We start from the raw sequence: 14871 nt of genomic DNA, 5'->3' as shown, positions 1-14871 counted from the left end.
AACAACCATGGCCGCCAAGCCACCCGCATGGGTCTCGCTTCGCTATGCGAAGGCTCCGCTCAGCCGGCGCTACCAGTGGGAGTTACACCATCTGTTGGGACACTGCTGAACATTGGAAGCACATCCGGACCTCGAACCCGATCGAGAGCATGTTCGCAACCGTCCGCCATCGGACGGAAAAACCAAAGACTGCCTGAACCGGAAGACCGGCCTCGCCAGGGCCTTCGGGCTGATGATGTCAGCCCAGCTGAAATGGCGGAAACTGGACGGCGCAATCCGTCGTCCGGAGATCGTACATTCAGAGACGGGATCAAACAATTGCAAACAGCCGCCCAATCATGCCGTCACCACCTTTCGGGCATTGCTCAAATCGATGCCCACACCGGGGCTTTGGAACTCATCGCAGCTTTTCAACCAGATCCCACCAAAATCAAAAAGCGATCTTTCTTTGTTTTCGGCGTTGCTGTCTGGAGGTTGGTTGCTCTTGGAACAACGCCTCTTTAAGTCGTCCTTCCGAAAAAATCAGCTGCGCGGCACAAGGTAGGCATGCATACTCGTCATCTGCTCTCCATCCCAGGTAATCAGGTCGACACCGTCAAGTACGGTCTCGCCAAGGGTCAGGGTGAAGTGGATCACCGAGGCATTGCTGTCGGCTAGAATTCGGTGAGCAACGAAGCTGAGGTTGTCGTTTGCGTCAAAGAGCTCTTTGATATAGGCGATTACATCCCGTTTTGGTGAGAGCGCGCTTACCTTTGGATCGGTCAGCTCAAAATCCTCGGCGAAGAATCGAGAGACCTTGTCCAAATCGCGGGCGTCGAAGGCTGCCACATAGGCAGCGGTTATGTCACGAATATCAGCCATCAGCTTGTCTCGACTTTTATGTCGGTCACGTCAGTCACCGACTCAAGCAGTACGCCCTTGCCCTGGTCCTTCACCCCGTTGAACAGCGGGCATACGAAAAAGAGATTCCGGAAGGTCTGGGTCTCTTCGTTTTCCAGCCCATGCGCCAGTGCGCGCAGGTAGATTGGCAGATTGCGGAACATGTAGGTGCCTGCCGAGGCATGCTCCGAGATCACCCTTTTTTCGGCAGCTTCGGAAAAGACACCAAAGGCGTCGAGTCTCAGGTAGCTATAGGCCGGATTGTCATCCTTGAAGGTGAGCGCAATGCCACCGCAATCAGGGTTGGCGGCAAAGACCGTCGCCGGGTCCAGTGTACTGGAGTACATGATATCAGCCAGATCGACGATGATTGGCCCGGCCGTATCCGCCCCAGTCGCTATCCCGGCCAACGCAGAAAGTGCCGCGCCCCGGGTGTAGCAGGACAGGAAGGTGACCGAAGCCCCGGGATACCATTTGTCTAACGGGCCTGTGGCAAAGGCGCGGGTTTCCGGTGCATCCAACAAGATAAACGAATGATTTTCGGCTGCCACCGCCTCGGCCCAGGGCCGGGAGGTGAGTACGCGCCGCAAGAGCGGCTCACCGCCGAGATTGATCTGGGCTTTGAGTGTGCCGTCATCCCGGATGAAATCCGGTCCTGCGAGGGGGACAATTACGCGCATCGGATCAGTCCGGCGCGTCCTGGGAAGCCGGTGCGCCGCGCGCATCCAGAAAACCAATCAGGTCATCAGGCGTGCCAAGACCGGACATGGCGCCCATCGGCACTTCGTAGACGCCAATACGCGCTCCGTTGGCAATCATGTAGTTGTAGACCGGGCAGGTGTAGAATTCGCCGTTTACCCGCTCATTGGCTGCGACCATATCAGCAGTGGCCGAAACGAAATCGCGGCCCCGGGCGAAAAGGTAGATGCCGACGGTGGCGAGTTCGGAGATCGGCTTTTTCTCGGCGACTTCGGTCACGAGGCCCATTTTGTCAGTCCGGGCAAAGGACCATTTCGGGTTCTTCGAAGGGTCACGAAAGACAAGGATCGAACCGTCAAGGTTGCGATCAAGGCAGTCCTGTACATAGTCCGTGACATCGAAATCGACGAGCTGGTCGGAGTTGGCCACCATCATCGGGCGGTCGTTGTCAAAAACCTTGCGCGCCAACAGCACGGTGCACGCGGTGCCTTCGGTCAGCTTGTCCACCGGCAGGATATCCACGCCCGCCTTCTCGAAGCGATGAACGATCGCGGGTTGCGCCTCCATGTGGTCGGCGCGCAGCAGCATGGTGACGCTGGCCCCTGCAGGCGCAACATTTTCGATCACGTGATCGAGCATGGGGCGGCCCTCAACATCGATAAAGGGCTTTGGCTTCTTCCAGCCGGCCTTGGCAAAACGGCTGCCTTCACCCGCAGCAGGGATGATCACATTGACGCTTTCGGCGGCCTTCGGCCCGGAGCGCAGCACAGCTGCAACATCACTATGCTCAAACTCGGCGATCCTCGAAGGGGCGTAGAAGCTGTGATATTCTCGCCTGTCGATTGTCGAATACATCACGTCATTGCCATCAAGGATGGTCTGATTGATCGCGGAGGAGATGAAGAACGCACCATCGACATTCATATCGTTGAGGATAGTCTTCTGCGCGGCATCAAGGAACTGGCTCGCCTTGCGAAAATAGTAGAGGCCCGCGATGGCCTTGCGCGAAACCACCTTCTTTTCGAAGGTCTGGGCGACACGGTTGCCCTCGGCCTCCACCACATAGGACCAGCGAGGGTGGATAGAGTCGAAGGTCACCACACCGGCGTCCACGCCGGATTTTTCGAACCGCGCGATATGGGCGCCAAGATCCGCGGTGATGATCTGGTCCGAATTGGAGATCAACAGCGGTACTTCGGGATCGAGCGCGTCGATGGCCAGCAAGCAGGAACAGAGCGCACCGGAGGTCTCGCCCATACGCTCGATCACGCTGGTTCCGTTCCCTGCAGCAAGCTCCACGGTGCGATCAATGGAGAAAGCGCGGGCATCGTCGCGATCAATGACGAAGGTGAAGGACGCATCCTTGAGCTGATTGCTCAGAAGGGTGATGACCAGTTCAATCATCGGACGACCAGCCACTTCGATCAGGGGCTTGGGGAAGAAATAATCTTCTTCGGGAAAAAACGGCGAACGGGCAGAAATCGGGATAAGCACTTGCATGTGACTGGGGCCTTTTCGCTTATACGGCTTCGATTTCGGCGGCGCGGGCCTTGATGGCCTGATAGGTCACATCGTCCGGCACACCGATCTTCAGCAAATGTCCGCCACTGGCGATGGCTGCTTGGATACCATGATCATTGTCTTCAAGGATCAGGCATTCCTCGGGTCTGAGGCCAAAGTGATCCATGGCCTTGAGATACATCTCCGGATCAGGCTTGCCCTTGGAGACATCCTCGTTCGAGACCATGTAATCAAGATAGGGCTCCAGCGCGGAGAGCCTCATCATCGCCTCTACTGACTTGCGTACCGAGTTGGAACAGACGGCTATCATGTACCCTTCGGCTTTGAGCTTTGAAAGCGCGTATTGATGGTTGAACACTGGCTTGCAACGCTGGTGGCTGATTTCCAGCGTATACGCCTGCTTCAGGGCATTGAGGAACTCGTGCAGCTGTTCGGGCAAGCCGCGCGCCTTGGAAAGCATCTTTAGCTTCTGCCGCGTGGGCAGGCCGTCGAAGGTTGATAAATGGCTTTCGCGGCTGATGGTATAGCCGAAGTGCCCCAAAGCACGGTTGAGCGCCTCGTAATGCCAATCCTTGGCCTCGATCAGCACCCCGTCCATGTCACATAAAATCGCTTTAATCATGGTCATTCAGTTCCCAAAAAGTCGTAGGCATCGTGTGGCAGGTCTGTGCAGAGTTCGAAAAGCGGGTTCTCGTGCAACCCTGCAACGGCGATCTCGTCCCAGAGTGCGCGGTGTTCACGCCGGTGCAGCTCCGACGAGACTATACAGGCGCGATGGCCTGCCGCCATCAACTTCCGCGCCTCGGCGACCTGAGGGAAAGCTCCGGTGAAATTATCCACCCAGACCCCGGCCGCACGATCCAGAAACGAGGGCTCTGCCTCGTATTCGCTCAGCCGGGTGTAGGCGGGAAAGTCATGGACGAGGTACCCAAGCGCATCGGGCACCGCCATGTCGAAGGCATAACAGTTTTCCAGCGCCGTTCCGGTCACGGCAGTCAGCGCCAGCAGTGGCTTTTGCAGTCCGTCAGCCTTGATGTTCAGCGCTAAGCGGCTGGAGGCGCCGAGTTCAACATAGAGCGTAAAGAAAGCCATGGCCTCCAGCACTGCGCCCTCGGGCGGATCGTGCGAGACAACAATAGTACCATTCAGGTCGCGAAAGTCGGTCTCGATCCCGAAACCCGCATCCAAAGCGCGCTTCAGGGCTTCAAAGCTATTTTTCTCTTCAACTTTGGACCACCAGCCACGGTGCGCCAGAATATTCGCGTGCTTCATTTCACTTTCACCTGGCATTTCGAGTCCAACGCTTGCTACCGTCTTCTCCTGATAAGGTCGAGCTTGTCAACGTCGTTTGACCTTTCCCCAATGGGCGCCAAAGAATAGCTCCCCACTTGCACGGGTCCGGTGACCAGCCGGCCTCAGGGGGGGCAGACTGTCTATTTCTCAGCGTCTTTCATCAACGGCGCGACACCTTTCATGTCATGCCCTTGTCCTGGCAATAACAGGAAGCGCACCGGATTGCCGCGCGCATCTATTACCGGGCAGGGGAATGAAACATTTACCGAGAGGGCACCGACGCCGCGATTTTCGTCGTCAACCTGCCGGGTGAACGTTCCCCCTCAGGCATGTGAACTCACACTACCCGGTAGGCGATCACACAATGATCTGCTGACAGGGGATGAGCACATGTTCGAGGTCGGGATCATCGCTCTTGGCCATGATAAAGTCCCTTGAATACTCCGGACCTGACCCACCCACGAAACTGCCGGACCTGACTGGACCAGTTGCTGAACGCAGGCGGCAGATCGCGCCAAGGTAACCCGGTGCGCACCCGCCAGAAAACCGCTTCCGGAAACAGGCGATTATTCTTCGCCATGGCCGCCGGCATCGCCCGCCTTGCCCAAAAGATGCGGCCCGAGGCGTTGCCACAAGCCGTCCGACACTGACCGGCACCACAAACCAACACCCGTTCAACTACACCTCCGTTGAGGAAGGGTGCATCGGAAATCAGATGAAATGGGACTGCAGTATGTCCACGGTCCCTTGTTGTGAGTTCTCATAAGGTTGTTCACCCGGGCTGAAGCCTTGAGGCTGGTTGTTGCGACACGACCAGAGGAAAGGAACGCCCAGATGAACAGGCACAGGAATGCCAGAACCACGCCCTATTCGCGAGCCTTGATTCTACAGCGCCATGCTGCAGGTGTGACGGTCGCGACCATTGCAGGCGCCTTCGGGATCTCGATCCGGACTGTCTACAAATGGCTGGCGCGATACCGCATGGGTGGCGATGCGGGTCTGGACACCGCGTCAAGAGCGCCGCACCGGCCACCCCGGCGAATCGGTGAGTGGTGGTGACCCAGCCCCCTGATTTCGGGCCAAGAGATAATAGAGGCCATCGAAGAGAGGATGGACGATGCGCAAGAGCCGTTATTCGGAAGAACAGATTATCGGGATGTTCCGCGAGCACGAGGCGGGCGTCACGACGAAGGAGCTATGCCGCAAGTACGGCATCTCGGATGCGACCCTCCACAAATACAAGGTAAAATTCGGCGGGATGACGGTGTCGGACGCCCAGCGGCTGCGGACACTGGAGTCGGAGAATGCCAAGCTGAAGCGGCTTCTGGCCGAACAGATACAGGGCAATGCGGCGCCGAATGATCTCGCCCCAAAACTTCTGACGCCCGATGTGAAGCGGCGGGCCGCGCGCCACCTTGTGGAGGCGCACGGGCTGAGCGAACGTCGGGCATGCCGGTTGGTCCGGCTGGACCGGTCGACCTTCCAGTATCGCAAGCGCGATGCGGGCGATGAGGTGCTGCGCGAACGTCTACTTGATCTGGCCGGTGAGCGTCGCCGCTTAGGTTATCGCCGTCTGGGCATCCTTCTGGCCCGGGAGGGGCTGAATGTGAACCACAAGAAGCTCTATCGGATCAATCGGGAAGTAGGTCTGGCGGTGCGCCGCAGGCGCGGCCGCAAACGGGCCACGGGAACGCGCCGACCGGTGGTACTGCCGAGCGGCCCCAGCCAGCGCTGGAGCCTGGACTTCGTGTCGGATGCGCTCGCCGACGGGCGCCGCTTCCGCACCCTGTGCGTGGTCGACGACTTCACCCGCGAGGCGCTGGCGATCGTGGTGGATACCTCGCTCTCAGGCGTGCGGGTCGGCCGCGAGCTGGACCGGATTATCGCCTGGCGCGGCAGGCCTGCGATGATCGTCTTGGACAATGGCACCGAACTGAGGAGCCACGCCATCCTGCGCTGGCAGAGGGCGCGCGGCGTCGAGTGGCACTATATCGCGTCAGGCAAACCCCAGTAGAACGGCTTCGTGGAAAGCTTTAATGGCCGCCTGCGGGACGAATGCCTCAACGAGCACCTGTTCACATCGTTGAGCGAGGCACGAAGCCTGATCGAGGCCTCGCGGATCGACTACAATAACTGCCGGTCGCACACCTCGCTGGGCGGACTGGCGCCTGCTATCTACGCCGCGAAAACCCGCCACCACAGGCCCGGTTCGCCTGAGTTACGCATGGGCTCCGCTCACCGGGCCTTGAACCCAAAACCCAAACCAGAGAGAAAGGCGAACAGACTCTACTAACGATTGGCCCGGATCACGGGACTGGGTCAACGGCCACCCTTCTGTTGCAAATCTAGAATGTATTGACCGTACACTGATTTTTCGTAGCGCTCTCCCTGAGCGAGGAGCTGGTCGGCATCGATCCAGTTTTCTCGATACGCGATTTCTTCGAGACACGAGATTAGAAGACCCTGGCGTTGTTCAAGAGAGCGTACAAACTCTGCAGCTTCGACCAACGAGGCGGGGGTGCCTGTGTCCAGCCAAGCGTAGCCGCGTCCAAGAAGCTCGACACGTAAGTTGCCGCGATCAAGGTATGCTTGATTCACGCTGGTTATTTCTAGCTCGCCTCGCTCCGAAGGCTTCACACTCTTGGCGATGTCGACGACGCTGTTGTCGTAGAAATACAAACCTGTAACTGCGAAGTTGGACTTGGGTTGAGAGGGCTTCTCTTCTAGCGAAACAACAAGACCATCAGGGTTAAACTCTACGACGCCATACCGTTCGGGATCTTGAACGTGGTAACCGAATACAGTTGCTCCTGTCCTGCGGTCGGCGGCATTCTTTAAAACAGAAGCCAAGTTGTGACCATGAAAAATGTTGTCGCCTAAAACTAAACATACCGAATCGCCGCCAATGAAATCCTCACCGAGGATGAAGGCTTGGGCGAGTCCGTCCGGTGATGGCTGGATCTGGTAGTGAAGCTCAACCCCCCATTGCGAGCCATTGCCAAGCAGTTTCTTGAACGCTGCTTGGTCATCGGGAGTGGTGATGATCAGGATCTCGCGAATGCCCGCCATCATGAGGACGGACAACGGATAATAGATCATTGGTTTATCGTATATTGGAAGTAATTGCTTAGACACGGACACCGTGATCGGGTGTAGCCGGGTTCCGCTCCCGCCCGCCAGAATTATCCCTTTCATTCGATCATCCCCTGAAGCTTCATTTAGCTTGACTGTTAGCTTCCATGCGGGGATGTGTCGAGCGCTCAGCAGACAATTTCGACAGGTGGTTTCAAGTGCGGCGCGGGTAGTGTAAGAGCGCGGGCTTGCCCAGGGAGAGATCATGGAACTTCAGCGCCTCGATATTCCGGACGTCATTGTCGTCACGCCCCGTCGCTTTGAAGATGATCGGGGTTATTTTTCCGAGACCTATAATGAAACGGTTTTCGCCGAGGCAGGGATTGGCGCCCGTTTTGTCCAGGACAATCATTCCTGCTCACTCCAGGCCGGTACGGTTCGAGGACTGCACTACCAGTCGCTGCCGCATGCACAAGGCAAGCTGGTTCGTGTGACAAGCGGAGCGATTATCGATGTTGTTGTCGATGTGCGCCGCGGAAGCCCCCATTTCGGGCAGCACGTGAAAGCGGAAATATCGGCCGAGAAGGGCAGCCAGATCTGGGTGCCGGCCGGGTTCCTACACGGTTTCATAACCTTGCAGCCCAACACCCATGTCACTTACAAGGTCACTGACTTTTACGATGCCGGCTGCGACGGCTCGGTCTTGTGGTCGGATCCGGCACTGGGTATTGATTGGGGAATTGGCCAGTCGGACGCGATTTTGTCAGATAAAGATGCCGAGGCCCAGTCTTGGCAGGAATTCAGTTCGCCATTTTTATACCCGCCTGCTTGATGCGGCCTTAATTCCTCGGGAGTAAGACCTTGAAAATTCTTGTTACAGGTGGCGCCGGATTTATCGGTTCTGCGGTTGTTCGGCGCGCCATTACGCAGCGCGGTTACACGATCGCGAATCTGGATGCCCTGACCTACGCAGCTAACCAGGCCAATCTCGATTCAATCGCAGACAACCCGGATTATAGTTTCCACCGGGCCGACATCCGCGATCTGGACGCGCTCGTGAAGGTGTTTGCCGAAACCGATCCCGATGCGGTAATGCACCTCGCTGCGGAATCCCATGTTGATCGCTCGATCGAAGGACCGATCGCCTTCGTGGAAACCAATGTGATGGGCACCGCGAACATGCTGCAGGCTGCGCGTACCCACTGGGAAGGCCTGTCCGACGCACGCCGAGACGCCTTCCGTTTCCACCATATCTCGACCGATGAAGTCTATGGCGCTCTTGGTCCGTCCGGTTTCTTCACCGAAACCACGCGCTATGCGCCCAATTCGCCTTACGCATCCAGCAAAGCGTCTTCGGACATGTTGGTGCGCGCCTGGGGCAAGACTTTCAAGCTTCCGGTTGTGATCTCCAATTGCTCGAATAATTACGGCCCCTTCCAATTCCCGGAAAAATTGATTCCGGTCGTCATCCTCAAGGCCTTGGCCGGTGAGGCCATACCGGTCTATGGTGATGGCTCAAACGTGCGCGATTGGCTGTACGTTGATGATCACGCCGAAGCTCTGCTCACCATTTTGGAGCGAGGCAAATTGGGCGAGATCTACAATGTCGGCGGCGATGCTGAAGTCTCCAACCTCGATCTGGTCAAGCAGATCTGCGCCATCATCGACAAGGAGCTTGATCGCAGCACGCCAAGCGACAGCCTGATCAAATTCGTCACTGACCGGCCAGGTCATGATTTTCGCTATGCCATCGATTCGGCCAAAATCAAGTCGGAGCTTGGCTGGACCCCGTCGGTGACCGTGGAAGAAGGCATCGCCGAGACCGTACGGTGGTATCTTGAGAACCGCGAGTGGTGGCAGGCGATCCAGGCGCGCGGCCACAAACAGGATCGGATCGGGTTGGCCGTGGGTGTGAAGGCGTGAAACCCGTCCTGATGTTCGGCACTACCGGTCAGGTGGCACGCTGCGTGCTCGACAGTGCGGGCAATGCGGGCTTGGATGTGACGGCCCTGTCGCGTGTGAATGTTGATCTGGCGGATCAGGATGCGATCCGGGCCGCCATCATGGCGGCACCGGAAGGCAGCGTGGTTGTCAACGCCGCAGCCTATACCGCCGTAGACCAGGCTGAAAGCGACGAGGCTTCTTGTCGGGCCATCAATGCCGTCGCGCCGACAGTGATGGCTGAAGCCTGTCACAAGCGTGGGTTCATTTTCCTGCATATCTCGACCGACTATGTGTTCGATGGCAGCAAGGCGACTCCTTACTTCGAGGGTGACCCCACCAATCCGCAGGGTGTCTATGGCACTACCAAGCTGGAAGGTGAGGCGGGCGTCCGCGAGGTTCACGACAAATGGGTGATCCTGCGAACTGCCTGGGTTTACTCGCGCTACGGCAAGAACTTCCTCAAGACGATGTTGCGCCTAGGCGCGGACCGCGACTCGCTGGGTGTGGTTGATGATCAGCGGGGGTGTCCGACGCACGCAGCCGATATTGCAACGGCCCTGATTACGCTGGTCGATCAGTTGAGACCCGATGACGTCCGCTTCGGCCTGTATCACTTTTGCGGTCGGGGTGGCGCCAGCTGGGCTGATTTTGCCGACCACATCTTTGCGGTGCAGTCGGACCGTTGGGGTCGCCGTCCAGACGTCAATCGGGTGACTAGCGCGGATTATCCGACGCCGGCAAAAAGGCCCGCGAACTCGATGTTGTGTTCCGACCGGTTCAGTTCAGCTTTTGGTTTCACTGCGCCGACCTGGACCGAAAGTGTTCAGACGGTCGTCGAGCAGCTGGCGCCCTGAGCCCGAACATGGCATCCGATTTGCGTGACTATATTGCGATCACGTCGCCGGCATCCGCCGGTCGGGCGTGGCGTGCTGGCGACGATGTGTCGCTTGGGGATGGAGTTTGAACAATTCACCACTGAACTCGGCGATACGGCATACGTCGCGGCTCTGGAAACGTCACATGCTTGCCTCGATCCGAAAGGTTGCCGCGACCCGGACCGGCCAGCCCACGGTCGTCGGAATATTTCGGGCTGCGAGTGGGATCGGCAGCGGTGCCCGTGTGATATTCCGCGCCTTGCGTGCCAATGGTTATAGCCCTGCACTAATAGACCTGACCGACCGTCTGGCACCGGACCAGCCGCACTTCGATTGGTCGCCAGGCGGTGCGCTTCCCGATGATGACGGTCGGGGACCGGTTATCCTCCACCTGAATCCGCCCGAAGTGCCTTTCGCGCTATCTATGCTCGGAGCTGAACGGTTGCGGCATCGCTATCGGGTCGGCATGTGGGCGTGGGAGCTGGAGCGCATGCCGTCAGACTGGCAACGCGAGGTCAGCTACTTCAACGAAATATGGGCGCCGAGCAATTTCACGGCCGATGCCATACGGGCCGGCGCGCCGGGTGCGGATGTATGGTGCGTTCCTTATGCGCTCGAAGCCGAGCCGTTCGCCGCCGCCGATGGCGGTCGCTGGCGGCGCCAGCTGGCTCCCAATGGTGAGCGGATCGTGTTCTGTGCCTTCGACGCGCGATCATCCATGTCTCGCAAGAACCCGGCTGCAGCCATTGAAATTTTTAGAACTGCCCTCGGTGAGTGCACTGATGCGTGCCTCGTTCTGAAGGTCTCCAACTCAAGCTGGGATGGTGCCAGTCGCCATGAGTTGATGGCACGGATCGGCGGCGACTCCCGCATCCGTCTCCTGACCGGCACGCTCGACGGCGCGGAAATGAACAGCTTGATCGCGGCGGCTGATGTCTATCTCTCGCCGCATCGCAGTGAAGGGTTCGGCTTCATGCTGGTGAAGTCCCTGCTGGCGGGAGTCGATGTCATGATGACCGGCTGGTCGGGGAATGCAGATTTTTGCGACCTGCCTGGCACGCACGTGATCGACAGCCATCTCGTTCCGGTGCATGACGCGTCGGGGGTTTATGGCCGCCGTGGCCGTTGGGCCGAACCTAACATCGCCATGGCCGGAAGAACGCTGAAAGCGTTGCTGGCGGCGCCGCGTGATGCGCAACGCCGTGCCAGCATTGCCGAAATCGCGGCGACCCGATTCTCTCCAGACGGTTGGGGGCAGCGATTGAGCGCGCGTTTCAAAGCCCATACATTACTGTGAGAAACGACCGGACCGAGCTGATCGGCGAGAACCAATCCAGACTGGAGATATCATGTGCGGCATAGTCGGTGTGGCAGGGCGGGCAAACGCTGAAACGGTCCTGATCGAGGGCCTACGAAGGCTCGAATACCGCGGCTATGATTCCGCCGGTTTGGGCGTCCATTGCAGTGATGGTCGGCTGCGGCGCGCAAGGGCGCCTGGCAAGGTGTCGGCGTTGGAAACAGTGATGAGGCCGGAGGTCAGCGGCTCGACGGGTATCGCACACACGCGTTGGGCCACACATGGCGCGCCGACCGAAGCGAATGCGCATCCGCATCAGGCCGGACGTGTTTGTCTGGTCCACAATGGCATTATAGAAAACTACAAATCCTTGCGCGCCGAACTTGTGGCTTGCGGGCGCCGTTTCGCCAGCGAGACCGATACCGAGGTTGTGGCTCAGCTGCTGGACCGTGAACTCGACGGTGGCGCTGACCCCAAGGCGGCGCTCATTGCCACGCTCGGGCGGCTGGAGGGGGCGTTCGCCCTGGCGGCCATCATTGAAGGCGAGCCTGGCCTCGTGCTCGGAGCCCGGAGGGGCGCACCTCTGGTCGCTGCAGTCGGGGATGGGGCCAGCTTTCTGGCGTCTGACATCATGGCGATTACCGGCGAAGCCAGATCGGTGATCTATTTGCACGAGGGTGATGCAGTGATCGTCAGGCCGGCAGGCGTCGAAGTTCTGAACGCGATGGGCGAGGTCGTCGACCGCCCGCTGGTGCCGGCTCCGGCCTCTATGGCAATGGCGGAGAAGGGCAATCATCGCCATTTCATGCAAAAGGAAATCTACGAGCAGCCTGAAGTCGTCGGGCGCACCCTGTCGGCCTATGTCAATGCCGTTTCCGGGCGGGTAAGGCCGCGCGAAGGCGTGGATTTCAGCAAGATGACCCGCCTGCATATTATCGGTTGCGGAACCGCTTCCTATGCCGGACAGATTGCCGAGTACTGGTTCGAGGGAATAGCGGGGCTCCCGGTTAAGGTCGATATTGCCTCCGAGTTCCGCTACCGCAATCCGGCATTTCTGGAGGGCGATGCGGCGTTGTTCATTTCGCAGTCCGGCGAGACGGCGGATACACTCGAAGCGCTTCGCCTGTGCAAGGCGGCCGGCATTGTCACGATCGCACTCGTGAACTCTCCGCATTCTTCCATGGCTCGCGAGGCCGATATTGTGGCTCCGACGCTGGCTGGGCCGGAAATCGGCGTTGCCTCCACCAAGGCATTTACCTGCCAGCTGTCGGCTTTGGCCGCGCTGGTGGTCCTCGCCGGTGCCCAGCGTGGCCGCCTGAGCGCTGAAGAGCAGGCTGGTCACATTGCCAATCTGATGGCCGTTCCCAGCCTGATGGCGGCCGCCCTAAAAGTGGAGCAAGCGATTGACCGGCTTGCTTCCGAGCTCGCCCAAGCATCCATTGTCCTCTATCTCGGCCGCAATGAATTCTTCCCGCTAGCGCTGGAAGGCGCGCTTAAGCTGAAAGAGATCAGCTATATCCACGCCGAAGGATATGCGGCGGGTGAGCTGAAGCATGGTCCGATCGCGTTGATCGAGGATGATGTCGCCGTCATTGTTATCGCGCCGCATGATGCCTTGTTCGCGAAGACGCGCTCCTCGATCCAGGAAGTTCGCGCGCGCGGTGCACGTGTCATCGCGATTACCGACCGGCCCGGGGCTGACGAACTCGATGGAGAGACCAGCGCCCAGCTTCTCCTGCCCCGCCTGACCGGGATGGCAGCGCCGATCGTTTCGGCCGTCGCGGTGCAGCTGCTTGCCTATTATGTGGCCGTCCACAAGGGGACAGATGTCGACCAGCCGCGCAATCTGGCCAAATCGGTAACGGTAGAATAGCGAAATGTTTCGTGACTTTGTCTGATCCGGGCGCGCGTCTATAGCGGCTTCAACTGGCGATCCGTGTTCGCGGTCGCGCTCCTGTCACAGCCAGCTGGAATACGCCATGCCTGACATGATTTCCTTCATCGACCTGAAAGCCCAGCGCGCACGCCTGAAGGACCAGATCGACACTGCGGTGATGAAAGTGCTCGAGGAAGGGCGCTATATTCTCGGGCCGGAAGTGACCGAACTGGAGACCCGGCTGGCGGAGTTCGCCGGCATGGGGCGCGCCCTGAGCTGCGCCAATGGCACTGACGCCATCCTCATACCGCTGATGGCTTGGGGCATCGGTCCGGGCGATGCTGTTTTCGTGCCCGCCTTCACCTTCGCCTCGACGGCGGAAGTTGTCGTGCTCGCCGGGGCCTCGCCGATCTTCGTCGATATCGACCCGGATACGTATAACATGTCCCCGGACAGCCTTGCCGCAGCGATTGCCAGCGTGAGCGAAGCCGGTGAGCTGACGCCGAAAGCCGTCATCGCCGTCGACCTGTTTGGCCAGCCGGCGAACTATCCGGCCCTGGCACCGATCGCCCGCAATGCCGGGCTGAAGCTCCTTTCTGATTGCGCGCAGGCCTATGGCAGCACGCTGGACGGCAAGGCGTCGCTGAACTGGGCCGACGCGCTCACTGTCAGCTTCTATCCGGCCAAGCCGCTTGGCGGATATGGTGATGGTGGCGCTGTCCTTTGCAAAGATGAGACGCTTTTCGCGATCATGAAGTCGGTCCGGGTGCATGGTGAAGGGGCAGAGCGCTATGAGTATGCCCGTATTGGCCTCAATTCGCGCCTCGACACGCTACAGGCTGCGATCCTGCTGGCTAAGCTCTCTGTCTTTGCCGATGAAATCCATATGCGGCAGCGCGTTGCGGACCGCTACAAGGTCGGATTCGGAAATGTGGTGAAGACGCCGCATGTACTTGCCGGTGCGCAATCGACCTGGGCGCAATATACGATCGAGGTCGATGATCGCGACGAATTCCGCGCGCACCTAGCCGAACAGGGCGTCCCGAGCGCGATCTACTATCCGATCCCGCTTCACCTACATGAGCCCTATGCCGGTTATCCGCTCGCCCCGCCCGGATTGCCGGTCACCGAAGCGGTTGCCCACCGTGTTGTTTCGTTGCCGATGCACCCTGATATGTCCGATTCCGATATCGATCAGGTTATTGCAGCGGTTACCAGTTGGAAGGCGTAGGTCTCTTTATTGTTTAGGTTGCGGCCACGAGTGGCTGGCGAGCCTCGTGCGTCAAGCATTCGCCGCCAAAGAGGTGTTGCGCCTATCCGACGCATATCTTATCAGGGCGCCTAAACTGATCTCCCATAGGACGAAGAATGAGAATGCCTTGACGACAGTATCCTAGTGGGATTCTCCTGTTTCC

14 protein-coding genes and 2 pseudogenes are annotated in these 14871 nt (G+C 58.9%); 9 read left to right on the top strand and 7 right to left on the bottom strand.

Annotation, left to right across the window (positions count from 1 at the left end):
* The first annotated feature begins 112 nt into the window (after positions 1–112).
* Positions 113–544: a hypothetical protein gene (locus tag MMAR10_RS17320; protein WP_011644403.1), complete on the top strand. Its 432-nt coding sequence runs from the start codon at positions 113–115 to the stop codon at positions 542–544.
* Here MMAR10_RS17320 and MMAR10_RS12755 read toward each other — a convergent pair.
* The 6 genes and pseudogenes from MMAR10_RS12755 to MMAR10_RS17315 all read right to left on the bottom strand — a co-directional run bounded on the left by MMAR10_RS12755 (position 523) and on the right by MMAR10_RS17315 (position 5054).
* Positions 523–861: a nuclear transport factor 2 family protein gene (locus MMAR10_RS12755; RefSeq protein WP_011644402.1), complete on the bottom strand. Its 339-nt coding sequence runs from the start codon at positions 859–861 to the stop codon at positions 523–525. The genes MMAR10_RS17320 and MMAR10_RS12755 overlap by 22 nt on opposite strands.
* Entirely contained in the window at positions 861–1559 is a 699-nt protein-coding gene (locus tag MMAR10_RS12750) for a hypothetical protein (protein WP_011644401.1), read from the bottom strand. Before MMAR10_RS12750 ends, MMAR10_RS12755 begins: the two co-directional genes overlap by 1 nt.
* Positions 1560–1563: 4 nt before the next feature.
* The gene (locus tag MMAR10_RS12745; RefSeq protein WP_011644400.1) at positions 1564–3078 is read right to left on the bottom strand and encodes a glycosyltransferase family 2 protein; all 1515 of its coding nucleotides are present in this window, start codon (positions 3076–3078) and stop codon (positions 1564–1566) included.
* 19 nt (positions 3079–3097) lie between these two features.
* On the bottom strand, positions 3098–3727 hold the full coding sequence (locus MMAR10_RS12740; RefSeq protein WP_011644399.1) for an HAD family hydrolase: 630 nt from the start codon (positions 3725–3727) through the stop codon (positions 3098–3100).
* Positions 3724–4371 carry a hypothetical protein gene (locus tag MMAR10_RS12735; RefSeq protein WP_011644398.1) on the bottom strand — a complete coding sequence of 216 codons (648 nt, stop codon included), beginning with the start codon at positions 4369–4371 and terminating at the stop codon, positions 3724–3726. The genes MMAR10_RS12740 and MMAR10_RS12735 overlap by 4 nt, the downstream gene beginning before the upstream one ends.
* Positions 4372–4798: 427 nt before the next feature.
* A pseudogene (locus tag MMAR10_RS17315) lies at positions 4799–5054 on the bottom strand (transposase).
* A 172-nt stretch (positions 5055–5226) separates the two neighbouring features.
* Here MMAR10_RS17315 and MMAR10_RS17310 point away from each other — a divergent pair.
* Positions 5227–5451 (top strand): helix-turn-helix domain-containing protein, encoded by a 225-nt coding sequence (locus MMAR10_RS17310; protein ID WP_150099781.1) that lies wholly within the window; start codon positions 5227–5229, stop codon positions 5449–5451.
* A 58-nt stretch (positions 5452–5509) separates the two neighbouring features.
* Positions 5510–6685: pseudogene (locus tag MMAR10_RS12730) on the top strand (IS3 family transposase).
* Between the two features lie 26 nt (positions 6686–6711).
* Here the strand turns inward: MMAR10_RS12730 and rfbA are convergent.
* On the bottom strand, positions 6712–7587 hold the full coding sequence (gene rfbA / locus MMAR10_RS12725) for a glucose-1-phosphate thymidylyltransferase RfbA (RefSeq protein WP_011644395.1): 876 nt from the start codon (positions 7585–7587) through the stop codon (positions 6712–6714).
* 142 nt (positions 7588–7729) lie between these two features.
* Between rfbA and rfbC the strand changes: the two genes are divergently transcribed.
* The 6 genes from rfbC to MMAR10_RS12695 all read left to right on the top strand — a co-directional run bounded on the left by rfbC (position 7730) and on the right by MMAR10_RS12695 (position 14687).
* Positions 7730–8296: a dTDP-4-dehydrorhamnose 3,5-epimerase gene (gene rfbC, locus MMAR10_RS12720; protein WP_011644394.1), complete on the top strand. Its 567-nt coding sequence runs from the start codon at positions 7730–7732 to the stop codon at positions 8294–8296.
* Between the two features lie 29 nt (positions 8297–8325).
* Positions 8326–9387: a dTDP-glucose 4,6-dehydratase gene (rfbB, locus tag MMAR10_RS12715; RefSeq protein WP_011644393.1), complete on the top strand. Its 1062-nt coding sequence runs from the start codon at positions 8326–8328 to the stop codon at positions 9385–9387.
* Positions 9384–10262, top strand: coding sequence for a dTDP-4-dehydrorhamnose reductase (rfbD, locus tag MMAR10_RS12710; protein ID WP_083759571.1), 879 nt, complete (start codon positions 9384–9386; stop codon positions 10260–10262). The genes rfbB and rfbD overlap by 4 nt, the downstream gene beginning before the upstream one ends.
* Positions 10263–10428: 166 nt before the next feature.
* Entirely contained in the window at positions 10429–11580 is a 1152-nt protein-coding gene (locus tag MMAR10_RS12705; protein ID WP_011644391.1) for a glycosyltransferase, read from the top strand.
* 52 nt (positions 11581–11632) lie between these two features.
* Entirely contained in the window at positions 11633–13453 is a 1821-nt protein-coding gene (gene glmS / locus MMAR10_RS12700; protein ID WP_011644390.1) for a glutamine--fructose-6-phosphate transaminase (isomerizing), read from the top strand.
* A gap of 106 nt (positions 13454–13559) precedes the next feature.
* Positions 13560–14687, top strand: a complete 1128-nt coding sequence (locus MMAR10_RS12695) for a DegT/DnrJ/EryC1/StrS family aminotransferase (protein ID WP_011644389.1) — start codon at positions 13560–13562, stop codon at positions 14685–14687.
* Positions 14688–14871 lie beyond the last annotated feature (184 nt).

This window comes from Maricaulis maris MCS10 (assembly GCF_000014745.1).
GTDB classification, from domain to species: Bacteria; Pseudomonadota; Alphaproteobacteria; order Caulobacterales; family Maricaulaceae; genus Maricaulis; species Maricaulis maris_A.
The sequence above is the reverse complement of the archived record's forward strand: the minus strand, read 5'-3'. Positions and strand labels throughout refer to the sequence as shown.

Bases quoted from the DNA above. Each gene is read 5' to 3' on its own strand.
- MMAR10_RS12705 (WP_011644391.1), top strand. From the start codon at position 10,429: ATGCTTGCCTCGATCCGAAAGGTTGCCGCGACCCGGACCGGCCAGCCC.
- MMAR10_RS12740 (WP_011644399.1), bottom strand. From the start codon at position 3,727: ATGACCATGATTAAAGCGATTTTATGTGACATGGACGGGGTGCTGATC.
- MMAR10_RS12695 (WP_011644389.1), top strand. From the start codon at position 13,560: ATGCCTGACATGATTTCCTTCATCGACCTGAAAGCCCAGCGCGCACGC.
- MMAR10_RS12755 (WP_011644402.1), bottom strand. From the start codon at position 861: ATGGCTGATATTCGTGACATAACCGCTGCCTATGTGGCAGCCTTCGAC.
- rfbA (WP_011644395.1), bottom strand. From the start codon at position 7,587: ATGAAAGGGATAATTCTGGCGGGCGGGAGCGGAACCCGGCTACACCCG.
- glmS (WP_011644390.1), top strand. From the start codon at position 11,633: ATGTGCGGCATAGTCGGTGTGGCAGGGCGGGCAAACGCTGAAACGGTC.
- rfbC (WP_011644394.1), top strand. From the start codon at position 7,730: ATGGAACTTCAGCGCCTCGATATTCCGGACGTCATTGTCGTCACGCCC.
- MMAR10_RS17310 (WP_150099781.1), top strand. From the start codon at position 5,227: ATGAACAGGCACAGGAATGCCAGAACCACGCCCTATTCGCGAGCCTTG.
- MMAR10_RS12735 (WP_011644398.1), bottom strand. From the start codon at position 4,371: ATGAAGCACGCGAATATTCTGGCGCACCGTGGCTGGTGGTCCAAAGTT.
- MMAR10_RS12750 (WP_011644401.1), bottom strand. From the start codon at position 1,559: ATGCGCGTAATTGTCCCCCTCGCAGGACCGGATTTCATCCGGGATGAC.
- MMAR10_RS12745 (WP_011644400.1), bottom strand. From the start codon at position 3,078: ATGCAAGTGCTTATCCCGATTTCTGCCCGTTCGCCGTTTTTTCCCGAA.